The sequence below is a fragment of the Helicobacter labacensis genome (assembly GCF_003660285.1).
GTDB classification, from domain to species: Bacteria; Campylobacterota; Campylobacteria; order Campylobacterales; family Helicobacteraceae; genus Helicobacter; species Helicobacter labacensis.
In genome coordinates this window covers 38,076-55,437 of sequence record NZ_QXQQ01000006.1, presented here as the reverse complement: position 1 = coordinate 55,437, position 17,362 = coordinate 38,076, and the positions used below count along the sequence as shown (strand labels likewise).

Sequence of the window (17,362 nt, the reverse complement as noted above, 5' to 3'; positions counted from 1 at the left end):
AGTTAGTCTTTTCTTACCTCAAGCATGCTATTATAGCCCAAAAATGAAGGATATGCGATGTTAAACTTGTTGCAATCTTGTGCCCTCATCTTAGGTTGTTTGGGCTTATTGGTGGGGTGCAAGGATACCCCAAGGTCTAGCAAGTCCCACCCCCAAAACGCGCCCCAAACCGGAGTCGCCCAAAAACTCAAGCCCCAAAATGTGGTGAAGCAAGATAGTGCCATAGAGGGCTTAGAACACCGCATTGACGATGCCAAAACCACCCAAAAGGTGGATCGAATTATCAGCGTGGAAGACGCGATTCAAAATGCTGAACAGCCCACAGGTCCTATGTATACCCCGCAGAATAATAATGTTTTGCAAAATTGGAACAACCACGAAGACAATTTGAGCTCACCGCTCAACCACAATTACTAGGAGCGGGTATTTTCGCGCGTCTTCTGTGCTTTATGGGAGTGTGGGGGCTTTTTGCTCTCCATTTGCATGCTGCTAAGAGTCGCACTTTCCTGCTTAGCCAATACCAGGTGGGGCAGATGCACTTTTATACCCTGAGTGCTAATGGCACTTTACAAAGGCATTACCGCACCATTGAGGGGGCGAGTATCCTTTTTGGTTACGAATACAACCCCCTAGATCGTTGGTTTTACACCCGCTATTATGGCTTTTTAGATTATGGTTTTGTGATGTTGGATAAAAATAGCAATATAGAAACCAATATGTTTACTTACGGAGTGGGGGGGGATTTGGTGGTGGAATACCATAAAAACCCCTTGAATGTGTGGGGGCTATTCTATGGCATGATGGTAGGGGGTAACACTTGGACGACTTCGCGTTTTTCGCGCAATTTTTTGATCGAAAACTACCGCTCCTTTACCAGTTTGCGCTTTAGGCATACCTTTTTTAGAATCTTCGCCCAAGTGGGTGTGCGTTTCCAAACGGTTATTCTCTACCATGATGTTTCTGTGGAGTTTGGGTTTAAGGTCCCACTTGATGGCGAGATCGGTTCTAAATTTGTGCGCGATTATAGTATCTTTCTCTCCCACACTTGGTATTTTTAGGCTACAATTTCTTCTAAAAAAGGATCACAATGGCAGTGGCGTTATTTGGCGGGCAAGGCGCGCAACAAGTGGGGATGGGCAAGGATTTTTGCGCGCATTTTAGTTTGGCTAGGGAGATGTTTGAAGAAGCTAGCGATGTCTTGCAAACGGACATGCAGGCATTGCTATGGGAGCAAGATGCGCGACTCAACCAAAGCCCCTACACCCAAAGCGCGCTGTTTTTGGTTTCTATGGTGGCTTTTAGAGTCTTTAAAGCAGAGGTGGGAGCGTTGCCAATTAGTGCTGGGTTGGGGCATTCTTTGGGCGAAATTAGCGCTAATGGGGCTAGTGGGGCACTCAGTCTAGCCAAGGGGTTAAAACTCGTGTTTGAGCGGGGGCGTTTGATGGAGCGCGTGTGCGCGCAAAACCCCCAAGAATTAGGCATGTTGGCTGTCTTGGGCGCGTCTAAAGAGCCTCTATTGGATTTTTGTGCCCAAGCTAGATCGCAGGGGCGCGTGCTGTATGCGGCTAATTTTAATGGCTCTCAAATCGTGTTGGCTGGAGCTAAAGAAGTGCTATGCGCCCTGCAAGCTAAGGATTTAGGGGCTAAAAAGTTGGTCTTATTGCCCATGAGCGTGGTGAGTCATTGTGAAATTTTAGCCCCCATGCTAGAGGATTTTAGCGCGCTCCTAGCCCAAAGTTTGGAGGATAACTATGACTTTGGCGTGGTTTCTAACGCTAACGCCTTGTTATACCGCTCTAAAGCAGAGGCACTCAAGTGTCTAGGGGTGCAGTTGGTGCAACCCGTGCGCTATGACGCGTGTTTGCAACTCTGTGAGGAACATGCCCGCTATTATTTAGAGTTTGGCACAAGCGTGCTACAGAGTCTCAACAAACGCCTGAGCTCCAAACCTACTTTGAGTATCACCAACCAAGCCAGCCTACAAGAAGCCCTAGAGTTTACACGCGCTCAAGGACTCAAATAGCCCATAAGAGCCCGCCAATTGTTGCTTTATGTAGCATTTGGTCTATTTTTATCGCTGAAAATGCGAAGCATACGCACAAATAAAGGCTATCCTACAATTTTTTAGTTACATTAAGGTAAACCATTTGTAATCAAATGGGTTTTAATGCAATATTTTTTAAATCTCAATTGTAGGAGGCGACATGCCACAGGGATCGCGTTTTTTCAAACAACCCCCCCCTAGGACTTCTCTTCTAGTCCTCTTGGGTTCTTTGGCGTTGGCGACAGGCTCTTTACAGGGCTTTAGCTATAAAATCGGAGGCTTTGCCGATCAATCTGCCACCATTGGTTTTAACAACAACAAAATGGATCGAGCAAAGGGAATCTACCCCACTCCTACCTACGCCACGATCACAGGTTATTTGAATCTCAAGCTGGATTTGACTCCTAAAAATTCCCCCCACCAGACCTTGATCCAAGTAGGGGGGATGGTGGGGGGCGTGCTCTACGATGGCACGAGGTTTCTCCCCGGAGGCTCTGTGGTGCATGACTACTTTGGGTATTACAATGGTTTTATGGGGGGCTATGTCAATATCTTGGATGATGATGATCTGCCCACCAAGAACGCCAAATTTGCTAAAGCCGTGCGCAACTATGTCTTTAGCGAGGCTTTCATCGAGTATAAATACAAAGATTACTTTGGGTTCAAGGGGGGGCGTTATAAATCCCGCATGTCCTATCGTAGCGCACAAACTCAGGGTTTTGAGGTCTATGGAGGGACTAAGGATTTCCGCTTAATGTGGTTTAGCTCTTTTGGGCGGGCGTTTGCGTACGGCTCTTTTATCATGGACTGGTATGCCGCGCGCCCTACCTACACGGGCAATTACACCAAAAACGCCCAAGGGGGCTGGGATAAACATGGCGCGCCCGTGCTCTTAGGGACGCATGCCGTGCAGGTCAACTACCAATGGAATAAACTCTTAATGGAGGGTTTCTTTTACTTTTCGCCTAAGATCTTCAACGCTCCGGGGGTGAAGCTAACTTGGGACACTAACCCCAACTTCTCTAGAAGAGGTTTTCGCTCCCAAACCGAATTGCTCTTATTCTTCCCCACCTACTACCCTTGGGTGGTGTTCAATAGCAAGGGCGCGCGCAACTACTCCTATGACACCCCAGCCACCCAATCCGGGCAAAGTCTAGCCATCAAACAACGCTTTGATTTCAACGAATTTTTCATCGCGGGCACTTTCTACAAGAACTTCCAAAACCCCAATTTCAAAGTGGGCAACATGGGTAACCCTGTTGGGGTGTTACTGGGGGGCAATAGCTTGTATGCGGGCGGATCGGGCACGGCGATGAAGGCGGATGCGGTTACGGGCAACTTTGGGTATGGGGGCAGGCATTTTAAAGACACTTTCAGCTGGGAGATGCAATGGCAATGGAGTAGCGCGCCGGTGTCCTATGAGGGGCGCGTTACCCTGCGCTTGGGTTACACCTTTAATAAAATCCTCAGTGGGGCGATCACCCTTGCCTACTATGGAATCCACACCAACAAGGGTTATCAAGCGGGCTTGAATGGACTTTGCACCACCGGCTGTCAGGGTGGGTATCAAGATCGCAGCGACTTGACCACCAACTTGATTGCCACTTTCTAGGGCTTTTAGGGGTGTCTTTTCTTGAAAAACGCAAACTAAGAGAAAATTCACGCCTAGCATGTTAAAATCAATGTAAGGTAAGCGCACTTAAAGCGCGCGCCCAAACATTCCCTACATCATACAAGGGGCAAGCATTGAAGAAGATCGCTTTGCTATCCAAGAGTTTGGTAGCCGCATTGGGGTTATTGGGCGAAGTGGACGCGCTGGATTGGCGCAATTTAGAGTCTTTTGCCAAGTTTAAGGCAGGGGCGGAATCCTTTTCCAAAGTGGGTTTCAATAACAAACCTATCAACACTAACAAAGGGCTTTATCCTACAGAAACCTTTGTAACCGTGGTGGCGTATTTACAACTAGATTTCCCAGAATTGCTCTCTAAAAGCGCGACTGCGGCCGGGCATCACCTCTCGGGGAGTTTGGGGGGTATGGGAGGGGGGTTGATCTATGATGGCACGCGCGGGCTCATCAACCAAGCCACCGGTAAACCCTATGGGGATATGGCTTGGAACTACTTTGGCTACTGGGGTGGGCTGGTGGGGCAAAAGCCTTGGGCACAGTGCAGTTTGAGCAATGGGGTGAGTAGTTATGCCCAAGGGCAGAGCATGACCCAAGCCCAGCTCACCGCCCTTTCCGATCAAACCCATGAGAGTTGCGCGCAGGGTTATGCCGACAACTCTAGACATTATGTCATCTACAACGCTTATCTCGACTACTCCTATAAGGACATTTTCCGCTTTAGGGGGGGACGCTATGAATCCCCGGCAGACTACATGAGTGGTTACACCCAAGGGCTTGATATGACCCTTAAGGTTAAGAATTTTAAATTTTGGTGGTTTAGCTCCTTTGGGCGGGGCTTTGCCTATAATGAGTGGCTTTATAATTTCTACTCACCTAAAACCTACACTTTGGCTAATGGCAAGCAGATCAACCCGGGGGTGCATGCCTTCTATATCACTTGGCAGTATAAGGGGCTTAGTATTGTGCCCTTTGTCTACTTCTCACCCAATAATGAATACGACCCTAACTTCACAATCCTCTATGATAGCAAGCCAGACTTCAAAGGCTTGGGCTGGCGATCCCAAACCGACATCACGGTTTTAAACCCCTTTTATGCCAAGCGTTTTTGGGACACTTACCAGTTTGGCATGCTCTCTAAAAAGAACGCGCATAGCTTGATGATCAAACAACGCTTTGACTACAATAACTACAACTTTGGGGGCGGGATTTACAAGAGTTTTGGGAACGCCAACTGGATGATTGGCTACCACGGGAGCCGTTTGGGTTTTGACTTTTGGACCAATAGCGTATATGCCAACACCATTAACTCCCTCTCTTACATGATGGACGCGGACGCTTTTACCGCCTTTCTCTTTGGGGGGGGTGTGCATGGGCGTTTCTTATGGGGTTGTTTGGGGCGACTCACCTATGGACCCAGAGCTGACGAACAGGTGTTTTCTTTCAACTTGGGTTATGAGTTTTCTAAACACTTCTACGCGGACATCAAAGTAGAGTATTACAATGTGGGGATGCACCAAGGCTATAAAATGGGTTGGAATGGTCCCCGCTTGGATAGCCAGCCAGCCACCGATCAAGACAGAAGCCATATCTTTACAGAAATTAAGGTAAGTCTGTAGTGCGATGCGCCAGCTTGCCCGCGCGCTAGTTTTGGTGTCCATGCTAAAGGGGGGATTCTTATGGGGGTTTGATTATAAATTGAGTGGGATGATGGAGTCTTTTTCCAAAGTGGGTTTTAACCACTCTGCTATCAACTCCCAAAAAGGAATCTACCCCACAGAAACCTTTGTGGCTATGACTTTAAAAACCCAAGTGGACGCGACCTTGTTTAACAAAAGCATGCACAAAATTAGTAGCGGTTTGGGGGGGGCTTTGGGGGGGGTGGCTTACGATAGCACGCGCTATTTGGTGGATCAAAGCACCGGGCAGGTTTATGGCTCTAAGGTGTTTTATTACATAGGCAGGTGGTGGGGGTATTTGGGCGATGCCCCATGGAAGAGTTCCAATGTGGAGTCAGATCGGCGTGTGCGCCCCTATGTGCTCTATAGCGCGTATTTGCGCTACGACTATGGCAAAACCCTCACAATTCTAGCGGGCAGGTATTTAGCCAAAGCAACCTTTATGAGTGGTTATACAGAGGGTTTTGAAATCTCTTACCAGCTTTTGAAACACCTGCGGACTAGGTGGTTTAGCTCCTTTGGGCGTTCTTTGGCGGTGGGGGAATTTGTGCGCGATTGGTATGCCCCAGTAACCACCACCACTAAAGAGGGCAAACCCATTAACCTAGGCATCCACGCCTTTGGGCTGACTTATGAGAACCCCTATGTGTTCTTTGATCCCTTTGTGTATTTCTCCCCTAACACCTATGTAACTCCCGGTTTTAAATTCCACTACAATAGCAACCCCAAATTCGAGGGGGTGGGGTTTAAATCCTTGAGCGAATTTGTGGCGATCTTTCCGGTTTATAGTCCCCATCTTTACAACGACTACTTTAGGGGTTCTGCTTTGGGGTCTTGGGGGGCGAGTTTGTATTTCCAACAACGCTTTGACTACAACCAGTTCAACTTTGGAGTGGGTTATTTCCAAAATATCGGCAACGCGAACGCTAAAATTAACTGGTATGGAAGCCCCATTGCCATAGATTACCGGGATAATAGCGTCTATGGGGGGTTAATGGACAATATGCTTGCACCCAATGCGATCACCATTTACGCCTTTGGGGGAGGGGTGTATAGGCGACTCTCTTGGGGGATGTTGGGTAAGCTCACCTATTCCCCTAGAGCCAACGAACAAACTCTATCCTTTAATATTGGGATCAAATGGAGTCGTTACTTCACCAGCGATATACGCTTGGTTTACCATGAAGTGAGCACGCATAGGGGCTATAAGGTGGGCTACAATGGGGCTTATAACCCAAATAACCCCAACTTTGCTCCTAACACTCAAGATCGCAGTTATATCATGACCTCTTTAAAAGCACAATTCTAAGTATTTTGGTAACACAATGGAGTGGCATGCCTGTAAAATTTTTGACTAAAAAAACCTTCTATGGTAACAAGATATTAAAGGAGTTACTATGATAAACCAACTAACCAAGGGAACACAAATGGCGTTGATGCGCCTTTTTAGTCTATGGGGGCTGTTATGTGTGTATTTTTTACACGCATTTGATTATAGTTTTAGCGGGCACCTAGACACTTTCTCTAAGATCGGCTTTAACCACTCCCGCCTCAATTCAGCTAAGGGCATTTACCCCACAGAGAGCTTTGTAGATGTAGCCGGGATCGCCCAAGTGCGCGTAGGTCTACTGCCCAAGCACACGGCTAACCACAAACTCAATTTTTACTTAGGTGGGGAGATGGCTGGAGTGCCCTATAACTCAACTAAGTATCTCATAGACGAGTCTAATGGCAAACTCTTTGGCTCTGATGTCTACAACTTCATTGGGGGCTGGCATGGCTACTTCTTCAATAAGTATTTTGGACCGGATTATGAAGGACCTAGCAAATCCGGGGCTTACAACGCGCGCCCCTATGTGCTAGACACGGCGTATTTAGATTACGAGTATAAAAACATCTTTGGGGTGAAGTTGGGGCGTTACGCAGCCAATATTGACCTGATGAGCGGGTCTAACCAAGGCTGGGAGCTTTACTACAGACCCATGAAGAATCTCAAATTGTGGTGGTGGAGCTCTTTTGGGCGGGGTTTGGCGTTTAACTCTTGGATTTACCAATTCTATGCCGTTGTGCCTTATTTGCAAAAAAATGGCAAATTCATCAACTACGGCTGGCATGGGATTAGCGCAACCTACGATCATGGAGGCTTGAGCGCGGAAGTTTACTACTACTTTGCGCCCAAAACCTACAACGCACCGGGTTTTAAGCTCGTTTATGACACCAATAGGAATTTCCAGCAAGTGGGGTTTCGCTCCCAAACCTTGCTGATGGTAACAATCCCGGTTTATAACTCGGGCTGGTATGATCCCCAAACCGGGCTCTATAGCATTTGGGACAGCGCGCACTTTGGATCACGCATGGGCAAATACGGGGTAACTTTGAATATCCGCCAAATTTTTCGCTGGAACAAATTCACCTACATTTTAGGATTCTATAACACCTTTGGCAACTCAGATGCGATCATCGGTTACCATACCATGCCCATGGGGAATAACACCTCTTATGTCAATGATATTTATGGGATCGTGGCTTATGATTTCTGGGATAATACCGGGTTTGACGGGTTGGCTGACGCGATGATTAACGCCAACACCACAACCATTTATGGCTCTGTGGGGAGTGTGTATAAAAAATTCGCTTGGCATATCTTTGGGCGCGTGAGCAATGCCAATAAAGATGCCCAAGGGCACCGCGGGCGGGCTAATGAATACTCCGCCGCCCTGAGTTTAGACTACGCCTTTAGCCCCTCTGTGTTTTTGCACTTTAAAATTGAGTATTATGGGGTGCAAATCCATCAAGGCTACCGCGTGGGTTACTTTGGTCTGCCCCATTTCAACGACCCCGCCTACCAAGCCAACTACCAAGATCGAAGCCACCTGATGACTAACATCACTTTGAAGTTCTAGGTGGGGCAATGGGTGAAAAAGATCACATAATGTTCTCAAGCAGGGAGAAAAAGGTAGAAACTAGGGTATCTTTAAGAAAAAAAATATTACAATGCGCGCACAAGGACGCGTGTTTTAAACAGGTCTTTTAAACAAGGCAATCTTTATTAAGCTATTTGAAAGGGAGTGTAACATGGAAGTAACAATCAATCATCAACAAAAGGGGCAGAGGGACGGGTGGCTCCGCGCTTTGGGGCTGAGTAGAGTTGTCCCGGCTCTTGTCGCGTCCTCGTCCTTAGGGGTGTGCGCTTTAGACGCTTTGAGCTACGAGGTGCATGGGGATCTCATCAACTTCTCTAAAGTGGGCTTTAACACTTCTCCCATCAATCCTATCAAGGGAATCTACCCCACGGGCACTTTTGTGGAGCTCACCGGTAAGCTAGAGGGCACCTTGCACTTGGGCAAGGGTTGGAGTGCCACTGTGGGAGGCGCGCTAGGGGGTATGCCCTACGATGGCACGCGCTACGATCGTTATGCGACAGATGTCAAGTCTTCCGATCCAGCGTTGTGGAAGCAATGGGAACAATACGCAAACCAATGTAGCACTGCAGGCGGTCAATTCTGTTCGTCCATCGTTACGGGCGGTCCTTATGCCAACCAATACCAGCCCGGGGGCATCGCCGATCCTAGGGGGATTGGCTATATGTTTATGGGCGAGTGGAATGGCTTGTTCCCCAACTACTACCCAGCTAGCGCTTATACCCCGGGGCAGTCGCGCCGCTATGAAATCTACAAGGCTAATATCCAGTATAAAAGCGATAGGGTGTGGATGATCTTTGGGCGTTATGACACCACCCAAATACAAATGGTCGACTGGTTCTACCAACTCACACAGGGCTTTTATGGGATGTTCAAGCTGACCAACAAACTGACTTTCCAAGTGTTTAGCTCCTGGGGCCGTGGTATCGCTGATGGGCAATGGATGTTCCCTATCTACCGCGAAAAGCCTTGGGGTCAGCACAAGATCGGGTTTATCTACCAAGTGAACAAACATTTCTATGTCCACCCCCATGTGTGGTTCTCCCCGCAGGTGTTCACCGCACCCGAAGTGAAGATCTATTATGACACCAACCCGGATTTTGATGGGCGGGGCTTTAGATCGCAAACCACTTTCTATGGCATGTATGTCTACCAATGGGATAACGCTAGTTTTGGGCGTTATGCTCCCGCGCGTTATAACACTTGGGACCCTTTCTTAGATCAAGGGCAATGGCGCGGGTTGCAAGGACCCGGTGGGGCGGTCTTGCTCTTCAAACAACGCTTTGACTTCAATAACCACAACGCCTCCTTTGGTGTCTACTACGCCCTAGGTAACCCCAACCCAAATATCGGGACCTATGGTAACCCCGTTGCCATCGATGGTGTGGAACAATGGACGGGTGGTATCTACTCGCTAGGGTTTGCCAGCATCAACAACATCACCGCTGCGGACGCTCTAACGCTTTACGCAAAAGTCGGGGGTGTTTATGGAAAATTTGACTGGGAGCTAGCGGAGCGTTACACCACATCTCCGCGCGCAGATGGTCAAGCCCTAGCCTTGTATCTAGACTACCAATTTGGCAAACACATCAAAGCGGGGATCAAACTCGAATGGTTCTTGCAAGTCATCCGCGCGGGCTATAACCCGGGCGTGGGCTACTTGAGTAAATACGGTCAGCCCCTAGACATCAACACCGGGCTTTTCTCCTCTAGCGCGTTCGCACAAGGACCTGCCAATGTGGGCTATATCAGAAACACCGTTGCTCAAGATCGCAGCCACTTGATGACCCATATCAGCTACAGCTTCTAAGGGATGTCTGCCTGCGCTTTTTAAGCGGGGCGGAATCTGCTATAATCGCCTTTTGATCGCAAAAACAGCTTAAAGGCGGATTGTCGTGCACAAAACACTCTTTCTTTTGGGGTTTTTATTCGCATTTCTAGGGCGTTTATCCGCCTTTGACATGAGTTTGACGGGCAAGTTAAGCACCTACACCAAATTTGGTTTCAATAACCAAAAATACAACCCTGCGCGTTTGATCTACCCCACCGGAAGTTACACCTCTCTTTTAGCCGAGATGAATTTGAGTTTAGACCTTTACAAGGGTTTGCGCGCCGAAGTGGGAGCCATGGCTTCAGCCCTGCCTTACGACTCCACAGCTTATCAAGGCAATAATATCCCCCCGGGTCAACCCGGAGGACCCGGGCAGTATTACCAGCATGACGGGGGGATATTTTGGGAATACATCGGTTGGTTTGCCGGGCACAGTGGCTTGCATGTGCAAAAACCGCGTTATTTTATGGTGCATAACGCTTATTTGAGTTATGACTACAAGGGTATTTTTGGGATCAAGGGAGGGCGTTATGAACTCTCTGACTACGATTGGTTCACTTCTTTTAGTCAGGGCGTGGAGGGCTATGTCAAATACAAGGACACCAAATTACGCGTGCTTTACTCCGATGCGCGCGCCTCTGCCTCTAGCGACTGGTTTTGGCCCTTTGGGCGTTACTACACCAGCGGCAAACCCTTGATGATCGCTGAAGTGCGCTACCAAAAGAAGGGCTGGAAAGTCAACCCCTATTTTTACTCCATCTTTGGGCGCATGAACGCCCCCGGGATCAATATCACCTACGACACTAATCCCAATTTCAAGGACAAGGGTTTTAGATGGGTGGGCACTTTCGTGGGCTTTTTCCCCTTCTTCCCCCCCTCAGGGCGTGGACCTGACATCATTCTCTTCCAGCAAGAAAACATGGGTAAGGACGGGCAAACTCTATTCTTCCGCTCACGCTTTTATTACAATAAATGGAGTTTTGGGGGCAGTATCTATAAGAATATTGGCAACGCCAATGGGGACATTGGGATTTATGGCGACCCTCTGGGTTACAACATCTGGACTAATAGCATTTATGACGCTGAGATTAATAACATCGTAGGCAAGGACGCGCTCAATGGCTTTTTGTATTTTGGATCGCACTACCGGGGATTCACTTGGAAGATCTTAGGGCGTTTGACAGGTTCTCCGCGCGCCAACGAACAAAGCCTAGCCCTATTCCTCAACTACTTTTGGAGCAAATACAATTTAGAATTCGATCTCAAAATAGAGTATTACAACAACATCACCAAAAAGGGCTACTGCATTGGCTATTGTAGCTCATGGGGAGCCTTCCCCCTGCCCCGCAATGTGGACTCGGATCGTAGCCATTTGATGTTCACCCTCACTTATGGGTTTCAAATCTTATAAAGTGAAGCACCGCGCCTTTATCCGGGAGTAGGGTTTCAGCCCCCCACGATCTGCCCAAACACCCCCCTTTCCAAATCATAAATAGCCTGCTTGATCTCTGCTTGGCTATTCATCACAAAGGGACCATACCCGATCACACTCTCATTTAAAGGTTCGCCACTTAAAATCAACAATTTAGCTTCACTCCTAGCCTTTATCTCTACCCCAGATCCCCCTCTTTGAAAACTCACCAAATGCCCCTGTGAAACCTCCTGCTCCCCTATAAGCACGCTCCCCTCCAATACCAAGATCACCAAATTATAGGTTTCTGGCACGCCAAAGACATAGCTCTTGTTGGCATGCATACACACATCCCACATACCAATAGGGCTAAAGGTGCGCGCGATCCCTTCTACCCCCTCTAATTCCCCAGCGATCACGCGCGCGCGCCCACTCTGCTTGAGCTTTACCACCGGAATATCCTTAGCTTGGATGGCTTGGTATTTGGGGGGAATCATCTTATGGACTTTGGGTAAATTCACCCAAATTTGCACCGCCTCAAACACCCCGCCCCTTTTGGCAAACGCCTCTGAGTGGAATTCTTGGTGCATCACCCCTAACCCCGCGCTCATCCATTGCACATCGCCAGCCCCAATCACGCCCCCGCCTCCATGCGAATCTCGATGCGCCACCTCCCCTTGGTAGACAAGCGTAACCGTTTCAAAACCCCTATGGGGTGCTCGCCCACCCCATGCACTCCCCCTGCTTGAAAGTAATAAGGCTGGTTGTAGTCTAAAAGCAAAAAGGGATCGTGAAGATCGTGCTGGTGGTTATAACTGAGCATGGTGCTGACATAAAAACCATCGCCCACCCAATGTTTACGCGAAGCACCGCGCACGCTAGCTATTTGTTTCATTCCAATCCTTTTGCCCATTATAAAACACGATGGCTAATCGATCCCAAAGGGGTTTTAACCCGAATTTTGCTATACTACGCCTATCTACTTTGATTAAATCCCCACATTTTAAGGACATAGATGGAAAAAATCTTGGACATCGTAGAATTGATCGCCTATGAAAAGGGCTTGGGTTTAGAGATGGTAAAAGAAGTTGTCAAAAATAGCATTTTGAAAGTGGCAAAAAACACCATCGACACACAGGCTAATTTTATCATTGATGATAACAATAAGGACTTTACCCTATTGCATGCCGTAGAAGTGTGCGCCGATGACGATCCCAAGCTAGAATCAGACCCCACAAACACGCTACCCTTGAGCAAAGCCCTGCAAGATGACCCCTCTTTGAAGCCTAGCGATCTAGTGTATTATGAGATCAGTTTAAAGGACATGAAACGCGGTGCGGTGAACGCGCTTTTTAAGGACTTGGAATACAATATCCAAAGAAGCCTAGAAGACCAATATTTCCAAAAATACAAGGGCATGCTTAACACCATTGTGCGTGGCGTGGTTTTAGATGTGGATAAGCACCAAAACACCTTTGTGGAGATCGAGGGCGTGCAGGCGGTATTAGCTCTGCGCAACCGTATCAAGGGAGAGAGTTTCAAGGCGGGCGACACCTTGCGCGCGATTTTAAAGAGTGTGCGCTTTAGCAAGCAAGGCTTGATCTTAGAACTCTCTAGGACCACGCCCAAGTTTTTAGAAGCTCTCTTGCATTTAGAAGTGCCTGAGATCGCCGATAAAGAGATTGAAATTATGGGGATCGCGCGCATCCCGGGCGATCGCGCTAAACTTGCCTTGCGCTCACACAATGCCCAGATTGACCCCATTGGCGCGACTGTGGGGGTTAAAGGGACGCGCATTAACGCCATCAGCAAAGAACTCTGTAATGAGAGCATCGACTGCGTGCACTACCACGAAGTGCCAGAAATTTACATCGCCAACGCCCTATCCCCCGCCCAAATCATCAAGATCGAACTGAGCCAAACCCCCTTAGAAGACAAGGTGCAAAAAAACGCTTTGGTAACTTTGCATGGGGATCAAAAGAGTAAAGCCATTGGCAAAAGCGGAGTCAATGTGCGCCTAGCGTGCATGCTCACAGGTTACGATATTGATTTTGATGTCCTAGCCACCACCCCCACCACCCCCACCAAAAGCGGTTTAAGCATGCTCGAATCGCTCTTTAAACCCTCCCCTAAACCCTCTTTAAATGAGTAAAGGGGCTAGCCCAAAGCCCAACCCCACAGACAAACTCACCACACATAAACCGGGCAAAAAGAACGGGTGATCAAAGATGTATTTACCAATGCGCGTGCTCCCCGTGTCATCCATCTGCACAGCCCCTAGCAAGGTAGGGTAAGTGGGCAAAACAAAGAGCGCAGAAACAGCTACAAAGGAAGCCACCACGATATAGACATGCTGGGTGTGCTCAGGGGTGATCCCCAAAGCTATGATCACGCTAGGGATAATGGCTTTGGTGGTGGCAGCTTGGGAATACAGCAACATGCTAGTCAAAAACAAGCCTACGGCGAGTAAAAAGGGGTAGTGGGTGAGCCAAGTAGAGGCGATGGCTTTGATGGGTTCAATATAACCCCTCACAAAGGTATCCCCCAGCCACGCCACGCCCAGCACGCACACGCACGCGCTCAAGCCCGCCTTAAAGGTGCTGGTATGCACTAACTCATTGGCATCAATTTTGCACGCTAACACAATGCTAGCCGCTATGGTGAGCATGAAGGCGATGATCGCATCGTTGCGCGGCAAAATTACGGGCTTGATCCAGCCCACATTTTTAGAGATCGCGCTGGCGTAAAACACCACCGCCACAATCCCCAAAGCAAAGATCAGCACAGAGAGTTTTGCACCCCTGCGCATCTCTTTGGGCGCGCGCTCGGGCATGTTTGTAATTGGAAGAGGGTTTTCTAGCTGGTTGGGCAAAAACGCGCTCACCAAAAAGGCGGTGATCAAACACGCGCACAGAGTTGTGGGGATACAAATGGCTAACAAGGTGGGGTAAGACACCCCCAAGGGTTCTAAAAACCCACTCATCGCCACCACAGCCGCCGACACCGGGCTAGCTGTGATCGCCACTTGGGAAGCCACTGCGGCTAGGGATAGGGGGCGACAGGGGCGGATACCTTGTCCCTTAGCCACCTCTACAATCACGGGGAAGACACAAAAAGCGGTGTGCCCCGTGCCGGCTAATAAAGTCAGGGTGTAGGTAACTAGGGGGGCTAGGTAGTTGATGTATTTGGGCTTGCCCCGCAAGATTTTTTCAGCCAAACCCACTAAATAATCTAACCCGCCAGCAAGTTGCATGCTAGAGATCGCCCCGATGACAGCCATGATGATGAGAATCACATCCCAAGGGATATGACCCGGGCGCATGCCTAAAAACAAGCTCAACACCACCACCCCCAAGCCCCCCGCAAAGCCAATCCCCATACCCCCCAAGCGCACGCCTAGATAAATCGCCCCCAATAAGCCCAAAATCTGTAAAGTGAGTAGCATTCCTAAGCCCCTTGTGTGAGAAGTTTGGCGCGCCAATCACGCGGGTGGGCGCGCATGAGTTGTTCTAAATGCTGGGCATGGGTGGCATTGGAGCTAAAGATTTGCAAATGGGGACCTAGTGCTTTAAGACTAATATCCACGATATTAGAACTCCCATCGCCCATGTTTTTGATGAGCACTTGGTGGGCGTGGGTGGGGGTGTTTTCTAGGAAATGCGCTTCCATGTGGCTTAGTTGGATGCCTAGCTGGGTGCTGAGTAAAGCGCTATCCATGTGCTTTTGGGGGTAGAAAATCAAAGTGCCCATGTTGTTGATAAAGCTCTTGGCATGCTTTAAGTCGTAGAGTTGGTGGACATCCTGCAAGGCTAGCACCACCACCCCATTAGCCTTACGCCCCTGGGTAATAAGGGTATTGATGTGATCGTTGAGCACGCTATTTTGGGCGTAACTCTTAAACTCATCGACAAAGAGTAAAAAGCCCTGCTTGGTTTTGAGCGCGCGCGATAAGACCTTGTAAAAGATGTAGTAGGCTAGTAAGCCCAAATCTTTAGTGTTGAGGGTGATCGCGTCCATGTTGATGGTTGTCCACGGGGTTTTAAACTCTAAGCTATCTTGCATGGCGTTAAAAAGGGGGTGGTTGCAATAGGGTTCTAGGGCAAGAGAAAGTCTTGGGTTGTGCACAAGCGCGTCCTTGAAGTCTTGCAAGCAAAAGGCTTGGGGGTAGAGGGTAGCATACAAGCTCTCTAGGGCTTTGTGGATCGCATTGCGTTCTATTATGTCCTGTGTGCCCACCTCCAGCATCGCCGCGTAAAAAGAGTGCAAAAAATCGTGGTTTTCTTGGGTGCGCTCTAAGGATAGGGGGTTGATTTGGAAATGCGCCCCGCTATTATACACCCCCCCAAAGTAATGCGTGCAAGAAAAAAGCCCATAGGCGCGATCCAAGGCGAGAATATTGAGGTGGTCGTATTTGAGCGCGCTCATCATCAAAAAGCCCATTAAAGTCGTCTTGCCCGCCCCTGTCGCCCCGATGATCATCGTGTGCCCATTGACTTTAGCGACACTATGGGCGGCTACCCCCTTATGGCGCACTTCTTGGTTGTGGAAATTGAAAAGATAGGGGGAGTGATCCAAATTTTTGAAGACACTCAAGGGCATATCCCCCCAAGAATTGCTTTTAAAGCCCCGGTTAGCCCGCTCAAAAACCACCAAACACGCCAACGCCTGCGCGCTCAACAGACGCAAACGGGGATTAAGCTGGATACGCCCCGGAAAAAGCGAAAAATAAGCGGGTTTGAGCCCCAGAGTTTCTACCACGCCCACCAAGTGCTGGTTAGAAAGCAGGCTTAAGACCTCTTGGGTGTGCTGGTTAAGCGCGTCTAAACTAGGGCTTTTAAGAATGATATTCAAAGCGCATTGTTGCAAAACAAGCTGTTTGGATTTGAGGAGTTCATAGTAATGTTCTAATTGGGCGCGCACCAATTTGCTTAAACTCAAACGAATCTTCTCTTGGATAAAGGCTAGGGCTTCTTGCAAACCCAAGGGCTTGATAGAAAAGACAATGTCTAATTCTTTGGGCTGGTGGAGCAAAGAAGACAGGGCTATGGAGGTGATGCTCTGACTCTCATAGGCTTTGATCCCTAAAATGCGCTTATAAACGCGCATGCCATAGCGTTCTTGCAGAAAATAATCCTTGTGGAAGAACACATTAGTGGCGATGTAACTATCGCTTAAAAAACCCCAATGGGGTTGCAAGGGCAATTCTATGCCATTGATGATCGCGGCGTAAAACTCTAGGACTTCGTGCGCGTTGAGGATTTGGGGGTGGAAATCTTGCAGGGCATGGGTGATTTTTGCGATGGCATCGTTGAGCAAAGAGAGTTTGTGCGCGTAGGGGTCTTTGGCATCAGAGGCGATCAAGGCGCGCTTTTTGGTTTCAAAAAAGCCCTTAAGCGGGGTGGTGGTGGTTTCTAAAATGAGGTAATAGCTATTCTCATAAATGGATTTGCTCTCAAAATTGTAGATGATCTCTTGGGCGTGCGGGTTTTGCACGCGGGGATTTTGCTTGAGGGTGATTTCTTGGCGTTTGGTGTAAATGCGCAAGACAATGCCACAGAGTTGGCTCAAGGCGTTGTGTTTGCACTCAAAGTAATTTTCTAAATCCTGTTGGGCTAGGGCACTCAGACTCAAGCCCTCAATTTGCACCGCTCCCACGAGCTGTTCTTGTTTGGTGAGTAAAAAACGCGTGTCATAAAGCCCCAAAATATTATTTTCTTCTACCATAGAATAGACTTTAGGACTCACTCCCACGAGCAAATCCCAAGCCTTAGCGCGCAAAAAACTCCCAAACTTCTCCCACATGGGGCTATTATAGTGGTCTTTGCGTTAAGTTAGGATTAACTATAATGGTC

The 17,362-nt window shown here is 48.5% G+C and carries 14 protein-coding genes; 10 read left to right on the top strand and 4 right to left on the bottom strand.

Annotated elements, in window-relative coordinates; all coding sequences use genetic code 11:
- The first annotated feature begins 57 nt into the window (after positions 1 to 57).
- The 9 genes from EAO33_RS03270 (at position 58) to EAO33_RS03230 (ending at position 11,510) form a co-directional block, all read left to right on the top strand.
- Positions 58 to 417 (top strand): hypothetical protein, encoded by a 360-nt coding sequence (locus EAO33_RS03270; RefSeq protein ID WP_120944957.1) that lies wholly within the window; start codon positions 58 to 60, stop codon positions 415 to 417.
- 116 nt (positions 418 to 533) lie between these two features.
- A complete protein-coding gene (locus tag EAO33_RS03265; protein WP_235853023.1) occupies positions 534 to 1,058 on the top strand; it encodes an outer membrane protein in 525 nt (174 codons plus the stop codon).
- Positions 1,059 to 1,087: 29 nt separating this feature from the next.
- Positions 1,088 to 2,023, top strand: coding sequence for an ACP S-malonyltransferase (locus EAO33_RS03260; protein ID WP_120944953.1), 936 nt, complete (start codon positions 1,088 to 1,090; stop codon positions 2,021 to 2,023).
- A gap of 181 nt (positions 2,024 to 2,204) precedes the next feature.
- On the top strand, positions 2,205 to 3,656 hold the full coding sequence (locus EAO33_RS03255) for an outer membrane family protein (RefSeq protein ID WP_120944950.1): 1,452 nt from the start codon (positions 2,205 to 2,207) through the stop codon (positions 3,654 to 3,656).
- Between the two features lie 164 nt (positions 3,657 to 3,820).
- Positions 3,821 to 5,287 carry an outer membrane family protein gene (locus EAO33_RS03250; RefSeq protein ID WP_407920461.1) on the top strand — a complete coding sequence of 489 codons (1,467 nt, stop codon included), beginning with the start codon at positions 3,821 to 3,823 and terminating at the stop codon, positions 5,285 to 5,287.
- A 4-nt stretch (positions 5,288 to 5,291) separates the two neighbouring features.
- Positions 5,292 to 6,656, top strand: a complete 1,365-nt coding sequence (locus EAO33_RS03245) for an outer membrane family protein (RefSeq protein WP_120944947.1) — start codon at positions 5,292 to 5,294, stop codon at positions 6,654 to 6,656.
- Positions 6,657 to 6,774: 118 nt separating this feature from the next.
- Entirely contained in the window at positions 6,775 to 8,250 is a 1,476-nt protein-coding gene (locus EAO33_RS03240; RefSeq protein WP_120944984.1) for an outer membrane family protein, read from the top strand.
- A gap of 172 nt (positions 8,251 to 8,422) precedes the next feature.
- Positions 8,423 to 10,078, top strand: a complete 1,656-nt coding sequence (locus EAO33_RS03235) for an outer membrane family protein (protein ID WP_120944945.1) — start codon at positions 8,423 to 8,425, stop codon at positions 10,076 to 10,078.
- An 85-nt stretch (positions 10,079 to 10,163) separates the two neighbouring features.
- On the top strand, positions 10,164 to 11,510 hold the full coding sequence (locus EAO33_RS03230) for an outer membrane family protein (RefSeq protein WP_268877453.1): 1,347 nt from the start codon (positions 10,164 to 10,166) through the stop codon (positions 11,508 to 11,510).
- Positions 11,511 to 11,545: 35 nt separating this feature from the next.
- Here the strand turns inward: EAO33_RS03230 and EAO33_RS03225 are convergent, their stop codons facing one another.
- Together EAO33_RS03225 and EAO33_RS09410 are read right to left on the bottom strand one after the other, a co-directional pair.
- Positions 11,546 to 12,181: a pirin family protein gene (locus EAO33_RS03225; protein ID WP_235853022.1), complete on the bottom strand. Its 636-nt coding sequence runs from the start codon at positions 12,179 to 12,181 to the stop codon at positions 11,546 to 11,548.
- The gene (locus EAO33_RS09410) at positions 12,145 to 12,405 is read right to left on the bottom strand and encodes a pirin family protein (RefSeq protein WP_235853021.1); all 261 of its coding nucleotides are present in this window, start codon (positions 12,403 to 12,405) and stop codon (positions 12,145 to 12,147) included. The genes EAO33_RS03225 and EAO33_RS09410 overlap by 37 nt, the downstream gene beginning before the upstream one ends.
- A 120-nt stretch (positions 12,406 to 12,525) precedes the next feature.
- Here EAO33_RS09410 and nusA point away from each other — a divergent pair, with 120 nt between their 5' ends.
- Positions 12,526 to 13,662, top strand: coding sequence for a transcription termination factor NusA (nusA, locus tag EAO33_RS03220; protein WP_120944942.1), 1,137 nt, complete (start codon positions 12,526 to 12,528; stop codon positions 13,660 to 13,662).
- Here nusA and EAO33_RS03215 read toward each other — a convergent pair.
- Together EAO33_RS03215 and EAO33_RS03210 are read right to left on the bottom strand one after the other, a co-directional pair.
- A complete protein-coding gene (locus EAO33_RS03215) occupies positions 13,651 to 14,955 on the bottom strand; it encodes an anaerobic C4-dicarboxylate transporter (RefSeq protein WP_120944940.1) in 1,305 nt (434 codons plus the stop codon). The genes nusA and EAO33_RS03215 overlap by 12 nt on opposite strands.
- Positions 14,956 to 14,957: 2 nt before the next feature.
- On the bottom strand, positions 14,958 to 17,312 hold the full coding sequence (locus tag EAO33_RS03210; protein WP_120944938.1) for a VirB4 family type IV secretion/conjugal transfer ATPase: 2,355 nt from the start codon (positions 17,310 to 17,312) through the stop codon (positions 14,958 to 14,960).
- Positions 17,313 to 17,362: the final 50 nt, after the last annotated feature.